We start from the raw sequence: 19,600 nt of genomic DNA on the forward strand, positions 1-19,600 counted from the left end.
TCAAAGCCACACCGTCTCGAACTTCGACGCACAGGACGTTGCGAGCTTATCCGTCCTCGGACCTTTTCATCCTCCTTTTGAACTCACACTTTAAATTTTCACAAAGAGGTGCAATAAAAATGGAAAAGAAAAAAATGGGATTATTAGTAATGGCATATGGTACACCAACGAAAGAAGAAGAAATTGAACCGTATTACACACATATTCGCCATGGAAGAAAGCCAGATCCTGAAGCGCTTCAGGATCTGAAAGATCGCTACAAGGCAATTGGCGGAACTTCTCCATTAGCAAAGATTACCGAAGAACAAGCATATGCAATTGAAAAGGGATTAAATGAATCGCAAAATGAATATGAGTTTAAAGCGTATATTGGATTAAAGCATATTTCACCTTTTATAGAAGACGCAGTACAAGAGATGGCAAAGGATGGGATCAAGGAGGCTGTTTCTATTGTACTGGCTCCACACTATTCAACGTTTAGCGTGAAATCTTATAATGATCGTGCAGCGAATGAAGCAGAAAAGCATGGTATTTCCATTGAAGCTGTTGAAAGCTGGTATAAAGAGCCTGGATTTATCCAGTTCTGGGTGGATGGAGTTAAAAAGATTTACAATGAAATGACTGAGACAGAACGTGAAAAAGCGGTGCTCATCGTATCTGCACATAGCTTGCCAGAGAAGATTTTACAAAATGGTGATCCATACCCTGAGCAGTTGCAAGAAACAGCGGATTTAATTGTTGAAGGTGCTGGGATTAAAAATTATGCAGTAGGCTGGCAAAGTGAAGGAAATACGCCAGATCCTTGGTTAGGACCTGATGTTCAGGATCTTACACGAAATCTATATAATCAGGAAGGCTACCAAGCTTTTGTCTATGCGCCAGTTGGGTTTATCGCAGATCATTTGGAAGTATTATACGACAATGATTATGAATGTAAAGTAGTGTGTGATGAATTAGGTGTATCCTATTATCGTCCACACATGCCGAATGTTCATCCTGACTTCATTGATTCACTAGTAAAAGTAGTATTAAGTAAAGTAAAGAGTGAAGTGTGATGGAACGTAAAAAAATTGTGATTGTAGGTGGCGGTATAACTGGTTTATCCGCCGCTTACTATTTGCAAAAGCAAATTCGTGAAAACCAATTAGCTGTTGATGTAAAATTGGTTGAAGCCACTGAACGTCTTGGAGGTCGAATTCATACAATTAAAAGGGATGGTTTTACGATCGAACGCGGTCCAGATTCTTTGTTAGCAAGAAAACCAGAAGCAATGAATCTTGTACAAGAACTAGGTCTGGAAGACGAGATTGTTTACAATGGTACAGGACAATCCTATATTTTAGTGAAAAATAAATTACATAAAATGCCTAAAGGTGCTTTTATGGGAGTGCCAAAAGAAATAAAGCCTTTGCTCGCATCCAATGTGTTTTCACGTAAAGGCAAGCTAAGAGCGCTTTGGGATATGGTACTACCGAAAAGCAAGGAAACAGGTGATCAATCGGTTGGTGCATTAATGCGTCGTCGCTTTGGAGACGAGCTTGTTGATTATCAGATTGATCCGCTGCTTTCAGGAATTCATTCTGGTGATATTGATCAAATGAGCTTACAAGCGACATATCCGATGTTTGATCGATTGGAGCAGGAACATGGCAGCTTAATCAAAGGTTTACAAAAAACAATGCCAAAGCCAGCAAAAAAAGCAAAAGAGAAAAAATCGCAAGGAATGTTTTTTTCTTTTGAAAATGGACTCGAGACATTAATCGATCGACTTGAAGAAAAATTAACTGATGGAACGGTACGTACGCATACTGCTGTTGATCATATAGAGAAGAAGGAACATGGCTACCATTTGTTATTAAGCAATGGAGAAGTGTATCGAGCAGATGCGATTATTATGACTGCGCCACATAATAAAGTTCCAAAGATGCTTTCACAATATGATTTCCTTAAAAACTTATATGATATTCCAGCAACATCAACTGCAAATGTTGTTCTTGCGTTCGATCAGTCACAAATAAAAAAAGATATCGATGGTACTGGTTTTCTTGTTAGTCGGGGTGAAAAATATCGAATCACGGCTTGTACGTGGACCCATCGCAAATGGCCAAATACAACTCCGGAAGGGAAAGCTTTATTCCGATGCTATGTTGGAAAACCCGATGATCAAGATATTGTCAATTTATCAGATGAAGAAATTACAGACATCGTTTTACGTGATTTGAATAAAACGATGAAAATAAAAGCAAGGCCCGAATTCAGCATTATTACACGCTTTAAACATGCAAGGCCACAATATCATGTCGGACATATAGAGCTTGTGGCAGATATCCGTGCAAATGCAGCAAGTGAATTGCCTGGTTTATTTTTAACAGGAAGCTCTTATGATGGCGTCGGAATCCCAGATTGCATTGGACATGGACGCAAGAGTGCTGAAGAGGTGCTCGGATTTTTAAATAAATAATGGTATGTAAGCTCTAGACGATTGTTGATCTGGAGCTTATTTATTTGCTTAGGAAAATGCACCTCTTGGGAAAAGCTGATAATTACTGTGAAAAGGCTGATATTTGGGTGAAAAATGCTGATGTTCACACTAAATTAGCTGATATATAAGAGAATTTGGCTGTTATTCGACATTACAGGAATCGAGCAATTTAATCCGGGGAAACACAAAAAAGTAGATGGTCTGCAATTAGTTGGATCATCTACTCAAACGATTCTATTTTCCGTTTTACCTTGTAACGAAGAACGGTTTTAAGCTTGGATGCTTCAACTTTTCGAAAATCGGATAGGTAAATTTCTTTATGTGTTAAAGACATTCTCTCAAGCTGATTGCTAGCTATAAATTCATCCATCTTCTGAAACGTTTTAGGTTCATCATCATATGGTCCGACGTGAAGCATTTGTACAGACAAACCCTCTTCCATTGAATCGAAAGTCACGTCATCTAGCAAAGGATGTGCTTTCTTCTTTCGTACATATTCAAATGCTCTCTCCACTACTTCTTCAGTTACAAATGTAGGTTGTTTAATCATAATGGTGTATAGCAATTCATCCTTATCCAGGGTATCTAGTTGTCTGCCTTTCTCCGTCAAATCCCATATTCCTTCTAATGGATAGACCGTATACTCAAAATATCCTTCAGGAGTATGTCCTTGTTTTGGCATCATCCGCACAGCATATGCTAACGAATAAAGGACATTTATTCTATTGGAAAATTCCTCGTCATTCCCATTTCCCTGAATCATAAAATAATGCTGTTCTGGAACGGTGACTAATTCGGGTTGTTGTTTCGGTATATATAAATCCTTTTCTTTTTTTCTCCACTCATATTTCATTTATTATCATCCTTTATTAATGGCTGGATTTTTACCTTCTAAATTATAAAAGGGATGAGACTGAGACAAAAGTATTTTTATGAAATAAAAACCGAACATGATTGGTGCAAATAACTCGATCCGGAAATATAATTCGCGCATCCAAAGGCGGATGGTGAGCCTCTTGTGCTATTGCACTACGGTGTCTCACCTATGCCTTACCTCCCGCTGGAGTCTACGTATATTTCCTACGCTAAGCTTTTGCATCGTTCGTTTTTAACATTAAACACTTTTGTTATGTCCCAGCCCCATCCTTAATCGTTAAGGTAGCATTATTTCATTGTTTAACTCTTATTTTGCTTCCAGCAGGTCGCAAACATCATTCGTAGGTTTTCTCCAATTCATCAACGAGTGATCCTACATAGTTAACGGCAACGCGAATAGCATCAGGATTTGACATATCAACACCAGCTTGTTTAATTAGTTCGAGTGGCTTTTTTGTTCCACCGGCTCTTAATACATCTAACCAACTGTCAATAGCTGGTTTACCTTCCGTTTTAATTTTTTCTGCTACTGCCGTGGAAACAGTTAATCCAGCTGAATAGGTGTATGGATAAAGCCCCATATAATAATGTGGTTGACGCATCCAAGTTAAGCCAGCACCTTCATCAAATACAACCTCATTTCCCCAGAAGGCTTCGAGTGTTTCTTTCTTCTCCTTGCAAAGTACATTTGCTGTAAGCGGAACACCTTGCTCAGCTAACGTATAAACACGGCGTTGATATTCTCCCTCTAACAGATGTGTAACAAAGTTATGATAATATGTTCCTAGCAATTGGGTAATCACCCAACGTTTCATCCGCTTGTCGTCATTGGTTTTCATCAGATGTTCTGCTAATAGCAGCTCATTTAAAGTGGATGGAGCTTCAATGAAATAAGTAGATGGACGTGTATTGACAAGGGATTGATTCTTTCCAGCGAGATAAAAATGACCTGCATGACCAAGCTCATGTGCTAATACGAAAGCGCCTCGCATTGTATCTGTCCATGTAATTAAGATATATGGATGAACACCATATGGACTGGAACAAAATGCTCCATTGGCTTTACCGACATTATCGGAACGATCAATCCAGCGATTAGAAATTCCTTCTTTCATAATCGCTGTGTATTCAGGTCCCATTACCTGCAATGCTTCAATAATCGTTGCCGTTGCATCTTCATAGGTTGTTTTTGGGTTAAATTCTGGGTCAAGCGGCGCTTTTAGATCGCAGTACTGCATTTCATCAAGCTGGAGCTTTTCCTTTTTTAATTTTGCAAACCGGCGCATATGTTGTGCCAGTTCCTGTTGAATTACATCTAACTGGTTATGATACATTTCTTCAGTTACTTGCTGTGGTGCTAACAGCATATCCGTTACAGACTTGTAGCCACGAAGTTTAGCCATCGTAACCTGTTTTGTCACTTCTGTTGCATAGGTGGCAGCAAACGTATTCTTATATTGATCTAATGTTTTCGTAAAAGACTTGTATGCTGCTCGACGCGTATTCGTATCAGCTGTAAATTCATAACGATCTTCATAAAGAGCTGCAGACATAGGTAACTCGACATTATCCTCATTCTTAATCGGGTCGAATTGCATATCAGCAGCTTTGCTGCGCTGATAAATCATATATGGCGCATTATGTACTTCGCTTAGTGCAGCTAGTGTCTCTTCTATCTCTGGAGCAAGGGTATAAGGCTTTGCTTCCATTAAATCATCTAGCATTTTTTTATAGGTTGTCAGTTCAGACTGTTCCCTAAGAAATTGATTAATCGTAGCATCCGAAAGCGTCAATAATTCGGATTGAAAAAAAGCTAGTTTTGCTTGAATAGAAGCAGTTGTAGCTGCTACTTTCGCGGAGTCTCGCTGGTTATCGGGATCTGATCCATCTGCACTTGAACGAAGCATTGCATAAACCGAAACACGCGTAAGTTTTTGCTGGAATGCTTCCAATGCCTGCAAAGCTTGTAATAACGTATTGGAGTCAGAGCCTAACTTGCCTTTATAGGCTGTAATTTCTGTAACGTCTTTTTGTAATTTCGCAAGCTCCTCATTCCAAGCGGTATGAGAAAGGAATAAGTCTTTTAAATCCCATTTCTGTTCTTCCGGTATGTCCGAACGATTTTTGGTTATTGTATGAATTGCCATTATTAATCTCCTTTACTAAATGTTTCGTATCTCTAAATAAATTATAATATAAATTGATAGCTATTAATAGAACCTTCTAAAATATTTTGAGTATTTTCTGTGCTTACAAAAAAAATACAGCTATAATAATAGCTGTAAGAAAAAGAATATTGTTGTAGTACAGATGATTTAAACTGATTTATTTAGGTTATACACATTAACAAAATTATTGACGTATTGCAGTTATCTTGCTGGGTGATCACACTCATCACAGATATTACCATAGCAGTCAGCTTTCTCGTGAATCATATCTTCACCGCATTGCTTGCACTTCTTTTTAGGCAGGTTTCTGAAAAACTCAACAATACTAGTCATGTGTATCCTCCTTTAATGTTAACGTATTTGATGTTAGATTCATTGTAATATAACAATATGTTATTTGTCAATGCTGTGTTACAACAAATTTTATAACAGGAGTGTTTTTTTATGAAATTAACGGTTATTGGTTGCTGGGGTGGGTACCCAGCAAGGGATGGTGCAACCTCATCTTATTTACTTGAAAAAGAGGGTTTTTCACTGTTGATCGATGTTGGGAGTGGGGCACTGTCGAAATTACAAAAATACAAAGCAGTTGCCGATCTCGACGCGGTTATCATTTCGCATTATCATCATGATCATATTGCTGATGTTGGTGTGCTTCAGTATGCAAAGTTAATTGAATACTACGTTAAAGGTGTAAATAAACGCTTACCGATTTATGGGCATACAGCAGATCAAGCTAGCTTTCAAGCTTTAACACATGACTATACAAAAGGTATGCCGTACAATCCAAAAGAAGAACTGAAACTTGGACCCTTTACGATTCAGTTTTTTGAAACGGTTCACCCAGTTACATGTTACGGTATGCGAATAACTGACGGTGAAAATGTTATTGTCTATACAGCAGACACAAGCTATAAATCAGAATGGAAGGATTTTGCACAAGGCGCGGATCTATTGATTGTTGATTGTAATTATTATGCTGGACAAGACGGGACAAAAGCAGGGCATATGAATAGTGAGGAAGGTGCAAAAATTGCGAAGGCTGCAGGAGTAGACACCTTAATGCTTAGTCACTTACCGCAATATGGCGATATTCACCAATTAGTGATAGAAGCGAAAAACCATTATAAGGGAAATGTACGGTTAGCAGAAGAAGGAACAATCTGGAAAGGCTAATTGTGATAAGCAATATCCATTGATTACTTGGGTCCTTTGGCTTAAAATTAATGGTAGAGGTAATGAAGGAGGTAACGATAAATGAAATTTATTGATAATAAAGGAATTACAGATCCAATGGTTAACTTGGCTATTGAAGAATATGTCCTTGAGAATTTTGGTGAAAAGGATACATACCTATTATTCTATGTGAATAAACCGTCTATTATTATTGGAAGAAATCAAAATACGATTGAAGAAATCAATACGGACTACGTCGATGATAAAGAAATTAAAGTTGTACGTCGTCTTTCAGGTGGTGGAGCTGTTTACCACGATGAACAAAATCTTAATTTCAGCTTTATAACAAAGGATGATGGCAACAGCTTTCAAAATTTTGCTAAATTTACAAAACCAATGGTTGATGCGCTGAATAAACTAGGTGTTCCAGCAGAAATGCAAGGGCGGAACGATTTAGCAGTAGAGGGTCGTAAAATTTCCGGTAATGCGATGTTTTCGACAAAGGGACGTATGTTCAGTCATGGGACCTTAATGCTGGACTCTGAGCTGGAAGAACTCACAAAAGCATTGAAAGTTAAAAAGATAAAAATTGAATCAAAAGGAATTAAATCTATTCGAAGTCGAGTCGCGAATGTTGCAGAGTATCTTGACGAGCCGATTACGATGGGTCAATTCAAAGAAATCATCTTGAAAAATGTTTTTGATGTAGAGGATATAAAAGATGTCCCACAGTATGTATTGACAGAAGAAGATTGGGAGAAGATTCACGAAATCTCTAAAAACCGTTATCAGCAATGGGCATGGAACTATGGGAAGTCTCCGGCATTTAATGTTCAGGAAACGTATAAGTTTGATGCAGGTCTTGTAGATGTCCGGTTAGATGTTAAAAAAGGAATCATTGAAAATTGTAAGATTTATGGTGATTTCTTTGGAGTCGGAAGTGTGACAGAGCTTGAAGATAAGCTAAAAGGTATTCGTCATGAACGAAGAGCGATTGAAGCTGCATTAGAAGATTTCAATGTATCGCACTACCTCGGAAGAATTTCCAAAGAAGATTTTATTAATTTACTCTATTAATTAAAAAACATAAAAAATCCTCCCCGTTGATTGAAAGTATGGGGTGGATTTTTTAATTTTTAATGTCAGGACACTATAAAAAGTGAAAGCTGTGGATAACGTAGCTGCCTAAACAGCCACATCCAGCTTCAGCACCCGGCGCTCCGTGCTTTTGTTATATCCCAAGTTAATTTTTCTCAATATTTGGTTTTTCACTACCATTATTTACACAAATATGGTAAATTAGTCCTTGAGCCACTTTCTTTTTATTTTTTAGAAAGGAAGAATCAATTAATGGAAAATTATTATTTTACCTCTCATGAAATAACTCCTGTTACAATGGCAATCTTATCTTTGCGTGACGTAAATGGTGATGCAGTTACACGTGTAATAGAGGAGGATGCAGAATATGTGGTTGATCACTCCCCCACAAAAATCATTGACAACGCATGCCGTTTTTTCGGTAGTAGTCTAAAAGGCAGGCAGGACGGAACAAGAGACATTAGCGGAATTACCCATAAAGCACCAATCTCCATCGACCCTTCAAGTGGAATGTACTTTTTCCCAACTACTTCACCTAGCAATCGAAGATGTTCTTGGATTGCGCATTCGTATATAGATAAAATAAGAAAAGCTGCTGATAGACATACTGAAATTCAGTTTACAAATGGCAGAAAGATTATCATTGCTACATCGTATGGTTCCATTATGAATCAATTACAGCGCACTGCTCAATTTCGCTACTTGCTGGATCATCGAATTAGGCTCTTTCAGCAGTATCAGACTGGTGCGGTAGGAGATCCTTCCCAATGAGTTCATCTAGAATAGCTTCCACTTTTTTACGAATTGCAGGGTTGAAATAATTTCGCTTTTCTTCCCGATTTTGACAAATAAAAAGGAACGAAGAAAACGAGTCATTTTTATTTAATGTAATTACCTGCATTCTCTTCTGCTTCATTGCTGCACGTAGTTCCCTTCTTTCATTGGTTGCCTTTTCTTCCATCTTCGTTAAAAGTTTCATATAAGGCTCCTTTATTTTGAAGGCGCCACGTTGAATATGATCCATGTCCTGTCTGATGACAACTATTGCCATTGATAAAAAAAGAAAGCGCGTGCCTAGTTCCAATTCCTCATCTGAAAGATAGCGCATTTCGATACCTCCTTTAAAACAAGAACATAAGTTCCGTTATTATTATATGCTAAAGTTTAAGCAATTACACTACCAAAATAAGAATACTTGCGTAATAAAAAGAAAGTGGCCAAATAGCTAATTTTAAATTATGCATTTTTCATTGTTTACTTTAGAATATATAATGAGATAATTGTATTTATAGGTAAAAGTAAAAAGGTGAATGAAAAGAACCGGAAAATTCAATGTGTCACTATCATCGGACTTTTTAAACACCCAGCTTTATAATCGAAAATTGCTTTTGTTAACGAGGGGAATTAGACTACATGTACTTGTCAAACATCACTTTTTCTAATTGGAAAAACGTTCTTGAAACGGAAGGACTAGAAAATTTTATAGAGCAATTATTGGAACAGTATGAAGGACTAGGGCCATTACCAGGGATAATATTACCATTTATAGAAGCTTTCTTGCCTTTCTTACCGTTAATCGTTTTTGTACTGGGTAATGCGGCGGCATATGGATTGCTGGAAGGATTTTTGTTTTCCTGGATTGGTGCCAGTAGTGGAGCAATCGTTGTATTTGTTGTTATCAGAAGGCTTGGAAACACAAAACTGTTTGTAAAAATTCGTAAAAACAATCAAGTAAAGAGGATTACAGCATGGGTGGAAAGACATGGATTTGGCCCGCTGTTTCTTCTGCTTTGTTTTCCGTTTTCGCCATCCGCTATTATTAATGTTGTCGCAGGGCTGTCTAAAGTTAGTACCCATCAATTTATTCTTGCTGTTTTTCTAGGGAAAGCAGTTATGATTTTCTCGATATCCTATGTTGGTTCCAGCATTATGGAATTCGCAAAAAATCCAGTTCGAACAATTGTTGTTGGTATTGGTATTTTCCTTTTTTGGATGTTAGGAAAATATCTAGAGCAAAAATTACAAAAAAAAGCTATGGATAAGGCTCGTCAAGATAGGAAGAAAGATTAAAAGGGCTTCCTCTAGGGTATGATAAGAATATAATATCCTGGAGGAAGATGAAGATGAAAAAAATTAATTATCGCAGACTCGTTCCTTTGGTCATACTTGTAGTTATATTTGCGGTAATTCTCAGATCAAGCATCTTTGCAAGTTATGTTGTTGATGGTGAATCAATGCAGCCGACGTTATATGATGGAAATTTATTAATTGTAAATAAAGTTGTATATAATATAAGAGATGTAGGTCGTTTTGATGTGATTGTATTTCATGCGAATGAAGAAGATGATTATGTGAAGCGAGTCATTGGCTTGCCAGGTGATGAGATTGAGTATACGAACGATAAGCTGTACATTAATGGTGAATACGTTCCAGAGAAATTCTTGCAAGTAGATGGTTATGTACAGGCGAGTGACAATCATCCATATACAAAGAATTTTACACTTACTGAAATAACAGGAGACAAAGTTGTTCCCGAAGATCAGTTATTTGTTATGGGAGACAATCGTGGTGACAGTTATGACAGCCGAGCATTTGGATTTATATCAATGGATCAGCTTGTTGGTAAGGTAGATATTAAATACTGGCCACTCTCCCAGACAAAGCTTAGTTTTGGTAAATAGTTATAGCTATATTGGAGCTTCTACTTTTGGTAAAATAGGTAGGAGCTCTATTTATTATTTGACTGTTTTTGTGAAATTTGTTGCTTCATAAGCTTCGTAGTTGGAAGAAACTGTGGGGTAATGTGCAATTACGGGTTGTGCGTATACCCGCTCCGGAAACACACTCCGCGCATCTTAGGGTGACCCGTGAGCCTCTTTGAACTCCGTTCTTCAGAGTCTCACTCTGGCCACGTATCCCGCAGAAGTCTACGTGTGTTTCCTCCGCTCATACTGGCTCATTGGCTATTACAAATATGTTTATCGAAACAAAAACGTTGCTCTAACCAGTCCGGGTGAGCGTAGGGCGGTGACTCCTGTGGGAACAGCACGTGTCTGAAGACTCGTAGGAAGTGATTTTCTTCCGAAGAGGCTGAAGCCGTGCCCACGGAAAGCATCCGCCCGAAGCGATCCCGGACGGTGGGGCTTACTCATACCTCAGTAGTTAATTCGAAGTTTATATTTATTGTGTCAAAAAGCAACAATCTTTTATAGTTTAAGGAGGGCTAACACCAATGGGATTACGATTTATCATGGGAAGATCTGGTACGGGGAAAAGCGGAAGAACATTAGATGAAATCAAAGAGAAACTGCTAGCAAATCCTCAAGGTTCTCCAATATTTTATGTCGTTCCAGACCAAATGACATTTCAGCAGGAATTTGCATTGTTTAATGATGAACATATAAAAGGAAGCATACGTGCACAGGTAGTAAGCTTTTCCCGACTTGCATGGCGGATATTGCAAGAGACGGGGGGAGGTACAAGACAATTTATAAGCTCAATTGGACTGCAAATGATGCTTCGCAAAATAATTGAAGAGAAGCAGGGAGAATGGCAGGTTTTTCAAAAAGCAATGGAAAAACAAGGCTTCCTGAATCAATTGGAGCAAATGATAACGGAATTTAAGAGATACCAAGTAACACCAGAGATTTTACACATGCAAATGGAGCATATGAACCAGTTTGTACATAAAGAACCTGGTGAAGTAGCTTTGGTGAATAAGCTTGATGATTTAGTATATATTTATGAAAAACTTATTGCGGCATTAAAGGATCATTACATGGACGGAGAAGATCAATTACAGCTATTAGCCGAGAAAATAGGTGAATCATCGATTTTAAAAGATGCAGAAATTTATATTGATGGATTTCACAGCTTTACGCCAAATGAGCTTGTTGTTGTTGAAGCCCTAATGAAGCAATGTCACTCGGTTACGATTACACTTGCAGTTGATAATCCGAATGATACGATTTCTGAGCTTGACCTGTTTCATCAAACATCGGAAACGTATCATATCCTAAAGCAAATCGCATATGAGAATTACGTGATGGTTGATGAAACAATCGTTATGCATCCAGCTAATGGCAGATTCAAGGATAGACCGTATTTTGCACATTTAGAACAAAATTTTGATGTCAGGCCGTCACCTGAATTCCATGGTGAAGTGCCAATTCAAATAGCTGAAGCGGTACACCCGCGCGCGGAGGTAGAAGGGGTTGCACAGGAAATATTGCGCCTTGTTCGAGAGGAGAAGTATCGCTTTCAAGATATTGCTATTTTTATTAGGCAAACAGATGTTTATCACGATTTAATTCAAACAATTTTCGATGACCATGATATCCCGGTATTTATCGATGAAAAAAGAACGATGCTGAACCATGCATTGATAGAATTTATTCGTTCCATGCTTGATATCGTCGAAGGAAACTGGCGATATGATGCTGTTTTCCGTGTGTTAAAAACAGGGTTTATTCCAGTATCAAACCAAAAATTTCCTTTAACAAATGATGCAATTGATGAGTTAGAGAATTACGTATTAGAATATGGAATTCGTTCACGAGAACGTTGGTTTAGTGATGAGGAATGGAAGTTTCAAAGGTTCCGCGGTTTTGACAATAATGTGCAAACCGATATGGAAAAACAAACCCAGGAGAGGATTAATGCATACCGAGCGCAAATTGTAAAGGCATTACAGCCATTTGATGAACAGATAAGAAAAGCGGCTACTGTAAGAGAATTATCTGAAATAACCTATTTGCTACTAGAAAAGCTTGGTGTTCCGAAGCGCCTGGAAGAAATGCGAACTTATTATGATGAACATGGCAAAATCGAAAAAGGAAGAGAGCAGGAACAGGTCTGGGCAGCGGTGATTCAGTTATTTGATGAGATGGTGGAAATGGCTGGAGATGAACCGATGAAATTGGCAACTTTCCGGGCAACGCTTGATGCTGGATTTGAAACGCTAAAATTTGCCCATGTACCTCCAAGCATGGATCATGTTATTGTCGGGACAGTTGATCGTTCACGGCTTAGTGGGGTGCAATGTGCATTTCTTCTCGGTGTAAACGATGGAATTTGGCCATTGAAGCCGCCAGCTGATAGCATGATTAATGAAGAAGAAAGAGCACTTTTAGCAGAAAATGGTATGAAGCTAGCGGAAAGCGGAAAGCGTCAATTATTAGATGATTGGTTTTATATGTATATTGCGTTTACAGCTGCACAAGACAGGCTGATGATTAGTTATCCATTGAGTGATGAGGAAGGGAAGGCCAAAATGCCATCGCAGCTTATTAAGCGTATTGAAGATTTATTCCCGTCTTGCTGTAATCATTTATTACTGCAGGATCCGGATGAATTAGCAGAAGCAGAACGCTTTATCACGGCACCAGTAAAAACAAGATCGGCATTGACAGCACAATTGGCAAGAAGCCAAAAAGGCTATCCAATACAGCCTGTCTGGTGGGAAGTGTATAACTGGTATGTGGAACATCAGCCAAAATATAGTACAACCTATAAGATATTACAAAGCTTATATTATGAAAATAAACCTAGCAATCTAGCGAAGGATACAGTGGAAGAGCTTTATCCGAAACAAGTGAAGGCAAGTGTAAGCAGACTGGAGACATATTACAGATGCTCGTATCAGCATTTTGCGAAATATAGCTTGAAGCTAGATGAACGAAGGACGTATAAATTAGATGCGCCAGATATTGGTCAGCTTTTCCATGAAGCGTTAAAAATCATTACCGATTGGATTCAAGGTGAAGGAAAAGACTTTGCACAGCTAACGAAAAAAGATGCAGATGGCTATGCCGGGAAGGCTGTATTTAATCTTGCTCCTATTTTACAGCATCAAATTCTTCACAGCTCGAATCGATATAAATATATTCAGCAAAAACTGCAGGAGGTTATCGCGAGAGCTACCTATATTCTAAGTGAACAAGCAAGACAGAGCAATTTCTCACCAGTTGGATTAGAGCTTGGCTTTGGTGACAAGGAAAAGCTTCCACCATTAAAAATGCAATTGTCGAATGGATATGAGCTTTTGCTTCGCGGAAGAATTGACCGTGTCGATAAGGCTTTGAATGAAGATAATCTATATTTGAGAATTATTGATTATAAATCAAGTGCGAAAGGCTTAAATCTAATGGAGGTTTATTATGGTATTGCATTACAGATGCTTGCTTATTTAGATGTCGTCTTAACGCATTCGGAACAGTGGCTTGGCACGAAAGCGAGCCCAGCAGGTGTTCTTTATTTCCATGTCCATAATCCAATGATTTCAAGTAAACAAAAAATGAATGATGATCAAATTAGTGAAGAAATCTTTAAAAATTATAAAATGCAAGGCTTGCTTTTATCTGATGAAGAGATTGTCAAAATGATGGACAATTCACTGGAGTCAGGATCCAGTCAAATTGTACCTGCTGGTATTAAAAAGAATGGCGGGTTTTATGGTTATTCCAAAATTGCGGATCAAGAAACGTTTTCCAGCTTACAACATCATATTCATCAATTAATGCGAAACGCAGGGCTTGATATGACATCTGGTGGCGTGGATTTAAATCCATACCAGCATAAAGAGCAGATTGCATGTACATTTTGTCCGTTTCATTCGGTTTGTCAATTTGATCCAGAATTACGAGAGAATAATTACCGGAAGCTTAAAGAGATAAAAGAACAGGATATTTTGGGCAAATAAGTAAGTATAAAACTTACCAATTTGCATAAGTGCAACTTTAGATTTCACCGAAAGGCTTGGTGCATACAAAGTTTTCTAAAAAACTAAGAGAGGAGTGAACATATGGTTAATTGGACAAAGGAACAGGAAGAGGCGATTTATACTGCCGGAAGCGATATTCTCGTAGCCGCAGCAGCGGGTTCTGGAAAAACAGCCGTACTCGTCGAACGGATTATTAAAAAGCTGTTATCTACAAGCAATCCAGTTGATATCGACTCTTTGCTTGTCGTGACATTTACGAATGCTGCGGCGCAGGAGATGCGTAATCGGGTCGGAATTGCACTTGAAAAAGCATTAGCAGCAAATCCGACATCCATGCATTTAAAGAAACAGCTTTCCTTATTGCAGCGTGCTTCCATTTCCACCTTGCACTCCTTTTGCCTTGATGTCGTTCGAAAATATGCGTATTTGATTGATATGGATCCATCTTTTCGAATTGCCGATGATATGGAAGGGGATCTTATCAAGCAGGAAGTTTTGGAGGATTTATTTGAAGAATGGTATGGGGCTGAACCGGGGGAACAACAAGCGTTTTTCGCGGTTGTCGACCGTTTTTCTAATGATCGAAGCGACCTTGAAGTGGAAAATTTAATCCTGGATTTATACACATTTGCAACACAGAATCCATGGCCAGAAAAATGGCTAGATAAGTTAGCTGAATCCTATCATATTCCGGAGGATTGGAAAGAGGAGGATTTAGCTTGGTTAACGATAATAAAACGGGAAGTGAACAACCAGTTTGAAGCAATCCGTCAAGAAATGGAGCTTGCTTTAAGCATAACCCGGGAAAATGATGGACCATACCATTATGCGGATACGATTGATACGGAAATTGCGTTGTTGCATGAAGCAATGAATTTGGTTGATTCATGGGATGAATTGCAGCAGTTCATGTCATCGAAGTCCTTCGGCAGGCTTTCGGGGAAAAAAGCTGACTGTAATGAGCAAAAGAAGGAAAAAGTGAAACAGCTAAGAAAAAGCTACAAGAAACGCTGGGACGATATGAACAGCGAATGGTTCAGGCGGAATTTATCCAGTCATATCGAGGATATGCGTGAGCTTGCACCAGTAATTAAACAGTTGACAGAGCTCGTAAAACAATTTAAAAACCGATTTACTGAACTGAAGCGTGAGAAAGCATTGGTGGACTTCTCGGATTTAGAGCATTATTGCTTGCAGCTGCTTGCCAGCGAGGCATCGACAGCAGATAACATCATCCCATCAAACGTAGCGATCGGGTTTCAAAAGCAGTTCAGCGAGGTTCTAGTTGATGAGTATCAAGATACAAACCTTGTTCAGGAAACGATTTTGACATTGATTAGCGATCGCTCAGAGGATGGAAACATGTTTATGGTAGGGGATGTGAAACAAAGTATTTATCGGTTCCGCCATGCAGAACCATCCCTTTTTATCGAAAAGTATAAGCGATTTGCACGAGAAGAAGAGCAAGCAAAACGAATTGATTTGGCAAGTAATTTCCGCAGCAGGGAACAGGTTTTAATTGGTGCGAACTATATATTTAGACAAATTTTAAATGAAGAGCTTGGTGAGATTGATTATGATCAGGATGCTGAGCTGATCTATGGAAATAAAATGTATGAGGATATGCCGTTTGATAAACCTTTTCCCGAGCTGCTGTTAATTGATCGAGAAACAGGGGAAGGGCATGCCGAGGTATCAGATGAAGAAGAAGATTTTCAGGATTTAGAAAAGGCGCAGTTAGAGGCAAGAGCGTATGCAGAAAAAATTAAAACTTGGATTGGTACAAAAGAAGGCACTAAGCCAATGCAGGTTGTTGATAAAGCGACCCAATCACAACGAGATCTGCAATACCGCGACATCGTGATTTTAATGCGCTCGATGACATGGGCACCAACAATTGTAGATGAGCTGAAAAAGCAAGGAATTCCAGTCTATGCAGAGCTTTCAACAGGTTATTTTGAAGCGATTGAAGTAAAGGTAATGCTTAGTCTGTTGAAGGCGATTGATAATCCAAGGCAGGATATTCCACTCGCTTCGGTTTTAAAATCACCGATAGTTGGTTTAAATGAGGATGAGCTTGCTGCAATACGTCTAGCAGCAAAACAGGATTCTTTTTACGAAGCTGTCCTTTCCTATTCAAAACAGCAAACAAATGAAACGGCCACGAAATTAAATCGGTTCTTAGAACAGCTTGAACAATTTCGCTTAGCGTCCAGACAAGGTGCATTATCAGAGTTGATTTGGGATATTTATCGGGAAACAGGCTACTATGACTTTGTTGGTGGGATGCCAGGTGGAAGACAGCGTCAGGCGAATCTAAGGGCACTTTATGATCGGGCAAGAGGCTATGAAACAACTTCCTTCCGAGGACTATTCCGTTTTCTCCGATTTATTGAAAGAATGGAAGAGCGTGGCGATGATTTAGGGTCAGCTCGGGCGCTTAGTGAACAAGAAGATGTTGTGCGTATCATGACGATTCATAAGAGTAAAGGGCTGGAATTTCCGGTTGTTATTGTTGGTGCAATGGACAAGCTGTTTAATCAGCGGGATTTAATGCAAAAATACTTACTGCATAAAGATTTAGGGTTAGCGAGTAAGTATATTGATCCAATCAAGCGCATCACCTATCCGACACTATTTTATCATGCTTTTAAGGAGGAAATGCGAAGGGAGCTGCTTGCAGAGGAAATGCGAGTGCTTTACGTAGCTTTGACAAGAGCAAAGGAGAAATTAGTAATGGTTGGGAATGTAGCATCTGTTGAGAAAAAGCTGCAAAAATGGCAAAAAATACAAAATCATCCAGACTGGGTACTGCCAGCATACTTCCGAGCGGAATCGAAAACATACTTGGACTGGGTTGGACCAGCTCTCATCCGTCACCAAGAATCAGAGGTGCTTCGTGAAGAGGGAATCGGCAATGGTGTTTTAGATGAAATCAAAGCAGATCCATCAAAGTGGGATATTTCGATTATCCATGCTAGTGAATTGACAAATTTGGAAGAAAGAACAGTCGAAACAGATTTGAATTTAAAAGAGAAGATTAACGAATGGCAGCCTGTACACATCGGGGATAAAACATTAGAAAAATTTGTTGATGAACGTTTATCCTATCACTATCCATTTAGCGAAGCGGCAAGGTCACGTGCAAAGCAGTCTGTTACAGAATTGAAGCGTCAGCAGGAAATGAAGGACGAATATAGTGATGATCGCTTTGTACAAGCCTTCCGAGCGCCAATTATTAAGCGGCCAAATTTCATGCAGCAGGAAAGACAGGTAACAGCTGCAGAAAAAGGGACAGCCTTGCATACGGTCATGCAGCATTTGCCAATACGTAAACTACTGAAGAAAAAGGAAATCGAGGAAACAGTGGAAATGTTGGCTGATAAAGAAATATTGACGCGTGTAGAAGCTTCTGTAATTGACAGTGAAGCCATTGAGCAGTTTTTCCATTCTGAAATTGCCGAACGGATAATGGAAAGTCCACAGGTCATTCGTGAAATTCCGTTTAGTTTAACGTTGCCTGCAAGCAAGGTTTATGCAAATTGGGAAAGTGAGACAGATGAGCAAGTATTGATTCAGGGTGTGATTGATTGCGTAATTCAAAGTGATGATGGCTGGATTATTTTAGATTATAAAACAGATGCGATTACAGCAGATGTTACAGAAGAGGTAAAGGTACAATTAGTAAGTCGATATGAAACACAAATGAAGCTTTACCGAACAGCATTAGAAACGATCTGGAAAGAACCAGTGAAGGAAACGTATTTGTATTTCTTTGCTAAGGATCTATTGCTCGAAGTGTAATCACAATTGGTTTGAAATTGCATGTAGTGGGGGATAATTCTCACTACATGCTAGTTTTTTTAGATAGAAACCGGAATTGAAAGGATATCGATGATGGATATAAATGCAGCACCAACTAAAGAGAAGAATCGGCTTGCAGCAATCGATGCTGCACGAGGCTTTGCTATTTTCGGTATATTCATTGTAAATATTGGAGCTTTCTCAGCTCCTTACTTTATCTATGGTGGTGCAACTGCGGTGTGGAATTCTACCGCTGACCGCTATACACAAGCATTGATTGATATGTTTTTTCAAGCAAGCTTTTATACGCTGTTTTCACTTTTATTTGGTTTTGGAATCCAATTGCTGAAGGATAGGCTAGTTGAACGAAATATTCGTGTAAGCCGCTTTTTGGCGAAACGGTTAACGATATTAGTAGGGTTCGGAGTAATCCATGCATTTGCTATTTGGCACGGAGATATTTTACTATCCTATGGTCTTATTGGTCTGCTATTACTATTGTTTCTAAAAGCTAGCAATACATCCTTGCTTGCATGGGGAGCAGCTCTTTTAGGTGGAAGTGTTGGTTTATTATCATTTGCTTTATATGGAACGCGAAGTGCTTTAGGAGGGTCAAACCAACTCGCTATTACGCAAGCTATTACAAGTTATCAAAGCGAGAGCCTTATTACGATTTGGGAGCAAAATTACAATGATTGGATGAACGCCAATGGCGGAATAGGGTTCTTCTTTCTTATTATGGTATTACTCCCATTATTTTTATTCGGCATGTATATCGCAAGAAAGCGCTGGCTGCATGAGCCAGAGAAGCATAAAACCATTTTGAGAAAGCTTTGGCTGGTGTCACTCATTGGTTTTATAGGGTTAAAAATTGGGCCGTATCTCGTTGGGAATCCACTTTGGCTATCCTACCTTCAGGATAATGTTGGCGGGACATTTTCGGCCATATTTTATATTATATCAATAACGTTTATAGCGCAGCGAAAAATTGGACAGAAAATCATCCAGCCCTTTGCGGCAGTTGGAAGAATGGCATTAACCAACTACCTCATGCAGTCAATAATTTGCTTTATTCTTTTTTATGGTATTGGTTTTGGTTTATATGGTTCGATTCGTCCGCTAGCTGGAGTAGGAATGGTGCTTGTTGTTTTTATTGGTCAAATCTTTCTTAGCAACTGGTGGTTAAGGCGATTTCGGTTTGGACCATTTGAGTGGCTATGGCGTAGTTTAACCTATGGAAAGCGACAGCCATTACGAAAGCTGGAGGGTTGACAG

At 38.9% G+C, this 19,600-nt stretch carries 14 protein-coding genes; 10 read left to right on the forward strand and 4 right to left on the reverse strand.

From position 1 onward, the window contains the following. The first annotated feature begins 119 nt into the window (after positions 1 to 119). Positions 120 to 1,055, forward strand: a complete 936-nt coding sequence (gene hemH / locus MHH64_RS09900; RefSeq protein WP_118888724.1) for a ferrochelatase — start codon at positions 120 to 122, stop codon at positions 1,053 to 1,055. Next, positions 1,055 to 2,461, forward strand: coding sequence for a protoporphyrinogen oxidase (gene hemY / locus MHH64_RS09905; protein ID WP_340003167.1), 1,407 nt, complete (start codon positions 1,055 to 1,057; stop codon positions 2,459 to 2,461). Before hemH ends, hemY begins: the two co-directional genes overlap by 1 nt. A 241-nt stretch (positions 2,462 to 2,702) precedes the next feature. Here the strand turns inward: hemY and MHH64_RS09910 are convergent, their stop codons facing one another. The 3 genes from MHH64_RS09910 to yhfH all read right to left on the reverse strand — a co-directional run bounded on the left by MHH64_RS09910 (position 2,703) and on the right by yhfH (position 5,859). Beyond that, positions 2,703 to 3,335: a GyrI-like domain-containing protein gene (locus MHH64_RS09910; RefSeq protein WP_340003168.1), complete on the reverse strand. Its 633-nt coding sequence runs from the start codon at positions 3,333 to 3,335 to the stop codon at positions 2,703 to 2,705. Between the two features lie 358 nt (positions 3,336 to 3,693). After that, complete coding sequence (gene pepF / locus MHH64_RS09915) at positions 3,694 to 5,505, reverse strand: oligoendopeptidase F (RefSeq protein ID WP_340003169.1); 1,812 nt, start codon at positions 5,503 to 5,505, stop codon at positions 3,694 to 3,696. 222 nt (positions 5,506 to 5,727) lie between these two features. Continuing rightward, positions 5,728 to 5,859, reverse strand: a complete 132-nt coding sequence (gene yhfH, locus MHH64_RS09920; RefSeq protein ID WP_095309598.1) for a protein YhfH — start codon at positions 5,857 to 5,859, stop codon at positions 5,728 to 5,730. A gap of 111 nt (positions 5,860 to 5,970) precedes the next feature. Here yhfH and MHH64_RS09925 point away from each other — a divergent pair, with 111 nt between their 5' ends. The 3 genes from MHH64_RS09925 to MHH64_RS09935 all read left to right on the forward strand — a co-directional run bounded on the left by MHH64_RS09925 (position 5,971) and on the right by MHH64_RS09935 (position 8,571). Continuing rightward, complete coding sequence (locus tag MHH64_RS09925) at positions 5,971 to 6,702, forward strand: MBL fold metallo-hydrolase (RefSeq protein WP_251660506.1); 732 nt, start codon at positions 5,971 to 5,973, stop codon at positions 6,700 to 6,702. An 81-nt stretch (positions 6,703 to 6,783) separates the two neighbouring features. Next, positions 6,784 to 7,779: a lipoate--protein ligase gene (locus MHH64_RS09930; RefSeq protein ID WP_340003170.1), complete on the forward strand. Its 996-nt coding sequence runs from the start codon at positions 6,784 to 6,786 to the stop codon at positions 7,777 to 7,779. Between the two features lie 273 nt (positions 7,780 to 8,052). Then, a complete protein-coding gene (locus tag MHH64_RS09935; RefSeq protein ID WP_095309592.1) occupies positions 8,053 to 8,571 on the forward strand; it encodes a competence protein ComK in 519 nt (172 codons plus the stop codon). Here MHH64_RS09935 and MHH64_RS09940 read toward each other — a convergent pair. Next, the gene (locus MHH64_RS09940) at positions 8,519 to 8,908 is read right to left on the reverse strand and encodes a hypothetical protein (protein ID WP_118888730.1); all 390 of its coding nucleotides are present in this window, start codon (positions 8,906 to 8,908) and stop codon (positions 8,519 to 8,521) included. The two genes, MHH64_RS09935 and MHH64_RS09940, sit on opposite strands and share 53 nt — an antisense overlap. 305 nt (positions 8,909 to 9,213) lie before the next feature. On the opposite strand from MHH64_RS09940, the gene MHH64_RS09945 reads away from it, so the two are divergent. From MHH64_RS09945 to MHH64_RS09965, 5 genes are all read left to right on the forward strand, one after another. Beyond that, entirely contained in the window at positions 9,214 to 9,870 is a 657-nt protein-coding gene (locus tag MHH64_RS09945; RefSeq protein ID WP_095309588.1) for a TVP38/TMEM64 family protein, read from the forward strand. A 53-nt stretch (positions 9,871 to 9,923) separates the two neighbouring features. Beyond that, positions 9,924 to 10,481 carry a signal peptidase I gene (gene lepB / locus MHH64_RS09950; RefSeq protein ID WP_095309586.1) on the forward strand — a complete coding sequence of 186 codons (558 nt, stop codon included), beginning with the start codon at positions 9,924 to 9,926 and terminating at the stop codon, positions 10,479 to 10,481. Positions 10,482 to 11,032: 551 nt separating this feature from the next. Continuing rightward, positions 11,033 to 14,500: a helicase-exonuclease AddAB subunit AddB gene (addB, locus tag MHH64_RS09955; protein ID WP_340003171.1), complete on the forward strand. Its 3,468-nt coding sequence runs from the start codon at positions 11,033 to 11,035 to the stop codon at positions 14,498 to 14,500. Between the two features lie 102 nt (positions 14,501 to 14,602). Then, entirely contained in the window at positions 14,603 to 18,325 is a 3,723-nt protein-coding gene (gene addA / locus MHH64_RS09960; RefSeq protein WP_340003172.1) for a helicase-exonuclease AddAB subunit AddA, read from the forward strand. Positions 18,326 to 18,418: 93 nt separating this feature from the next. Continuing rightward, entirely contained in the window at positions 18,419 to 19,597 is a 1,179-nt protein-coding gene (locus MHH64_RS09965) for a DUF418 domain-containing protein (protein ID WP_340003173.1), read from the forward strand. The last annotated feature ends 3 nt before the right edge of the window (positions 19,598 to 19,600 follow it).

Origin of the sequence: Oceanobacillus sp. FSL K6-0127 (assembly GCF_037983385.1) — a bacterium.
GTDB lineage: Bacteria > Bacillota > Bacilli > Bacillales > Amphibacillaceae > Oceanobacillus > Oceanobacillus profundus.

Bases quoted from the DNA above. Each gene is read 5' to 3' on its own strand.
- MHH64_RS09940 (WP_118888730.1), bottom strand. From the start codon at position 8,908: ATGCGCTATCTTTCAGATGAGGAATTGGAACTAGGCACGCGCTTTCTT.
- MHH64_RS09945 (WP_095309588.1), top strand. From the start codon at position 9,214: ATGTACTTGTCAAACATCACTTTTTCTAATTGGAAAAACGTTCTTGAA.
- hemH (WP_118888724.1), top strand. From the start codon at position 120: ATGGAAAAGAAAAAAATGGGATTATTAGTAATGGCATATGGTACACCA.
- addA (WP_340003172.1), top strand. From the start codon at position 14,603: ATGGTTAATTGGACAAAGGAACAGGAAGAGGCGATTTATACTGCCGGA.
- lepB (WP_095309586.1), top strand. From the start codon at position 9,924: ATGAAAAAAATTAATTATCGCAGACTCGTTCCTTTGGTCATACTTGTA.
- MHH64_RS09935 (WP_095309592.1), top strand. From the start codon at position 8,053: ATGGAAAATTATTATTTTACCTCTCATGAAATAACTCCTGTTACAATG.
- MHH64_RS09965 (WP_340003173.1), top strand. From the start codon at position 18,419: ATGGATATAAATGCAGCACCAACTAAAGAGAAGAATCGGCTTGCAGCA.
- MHH64_RS09910 (WP_340003168.1), bottom strand. From the start codon at position 3,335: ATGAAATATGAGTGGAGAAAAAAAGAAAAGGATTTATATATACCGAAA.
- MHH64_RS09925 (WP_251660506.1), top strand. From the start codon at position 5,971: ATGAAATTAACGGTTATTGGTTGCTGGGGTGGGTACCCAGCAAGGGAT.
- addB (WP_340003171.1), top strand. From the start codon at position 11,033: ATGGGATTACGATTTATCATGGGAAGATCTGGTACGGGGAAAAGCGGA.
- pepF (WP_340003169.1), bottom strand. From the start codon at position 5,505: ATGGCAATTCATACAATAACCAAAAATCGTTCGGACATACCGGAAGAA.
- MHH64_RS09930 (WP_340003170.1), top strand. From the start codon at position 6,784: ATGAAATTTATTGATAATAAAGGAATTACAGATCCAATGGTTAACTTG.
- yhfH (WP_095309598.1), bottom strand. From the start codon at position 5,859: ATGACTAGTATTGTTGAGTTTTTCAGAAACCTGCCTAAAAAGAAGTGC.
- hemY (WP_340003167.1), top strand. From the start codon at position 1,055: ATGGAACGTAAAAAAATTGTGATTGTAGGTGGCGGTATAACTGGTTTA.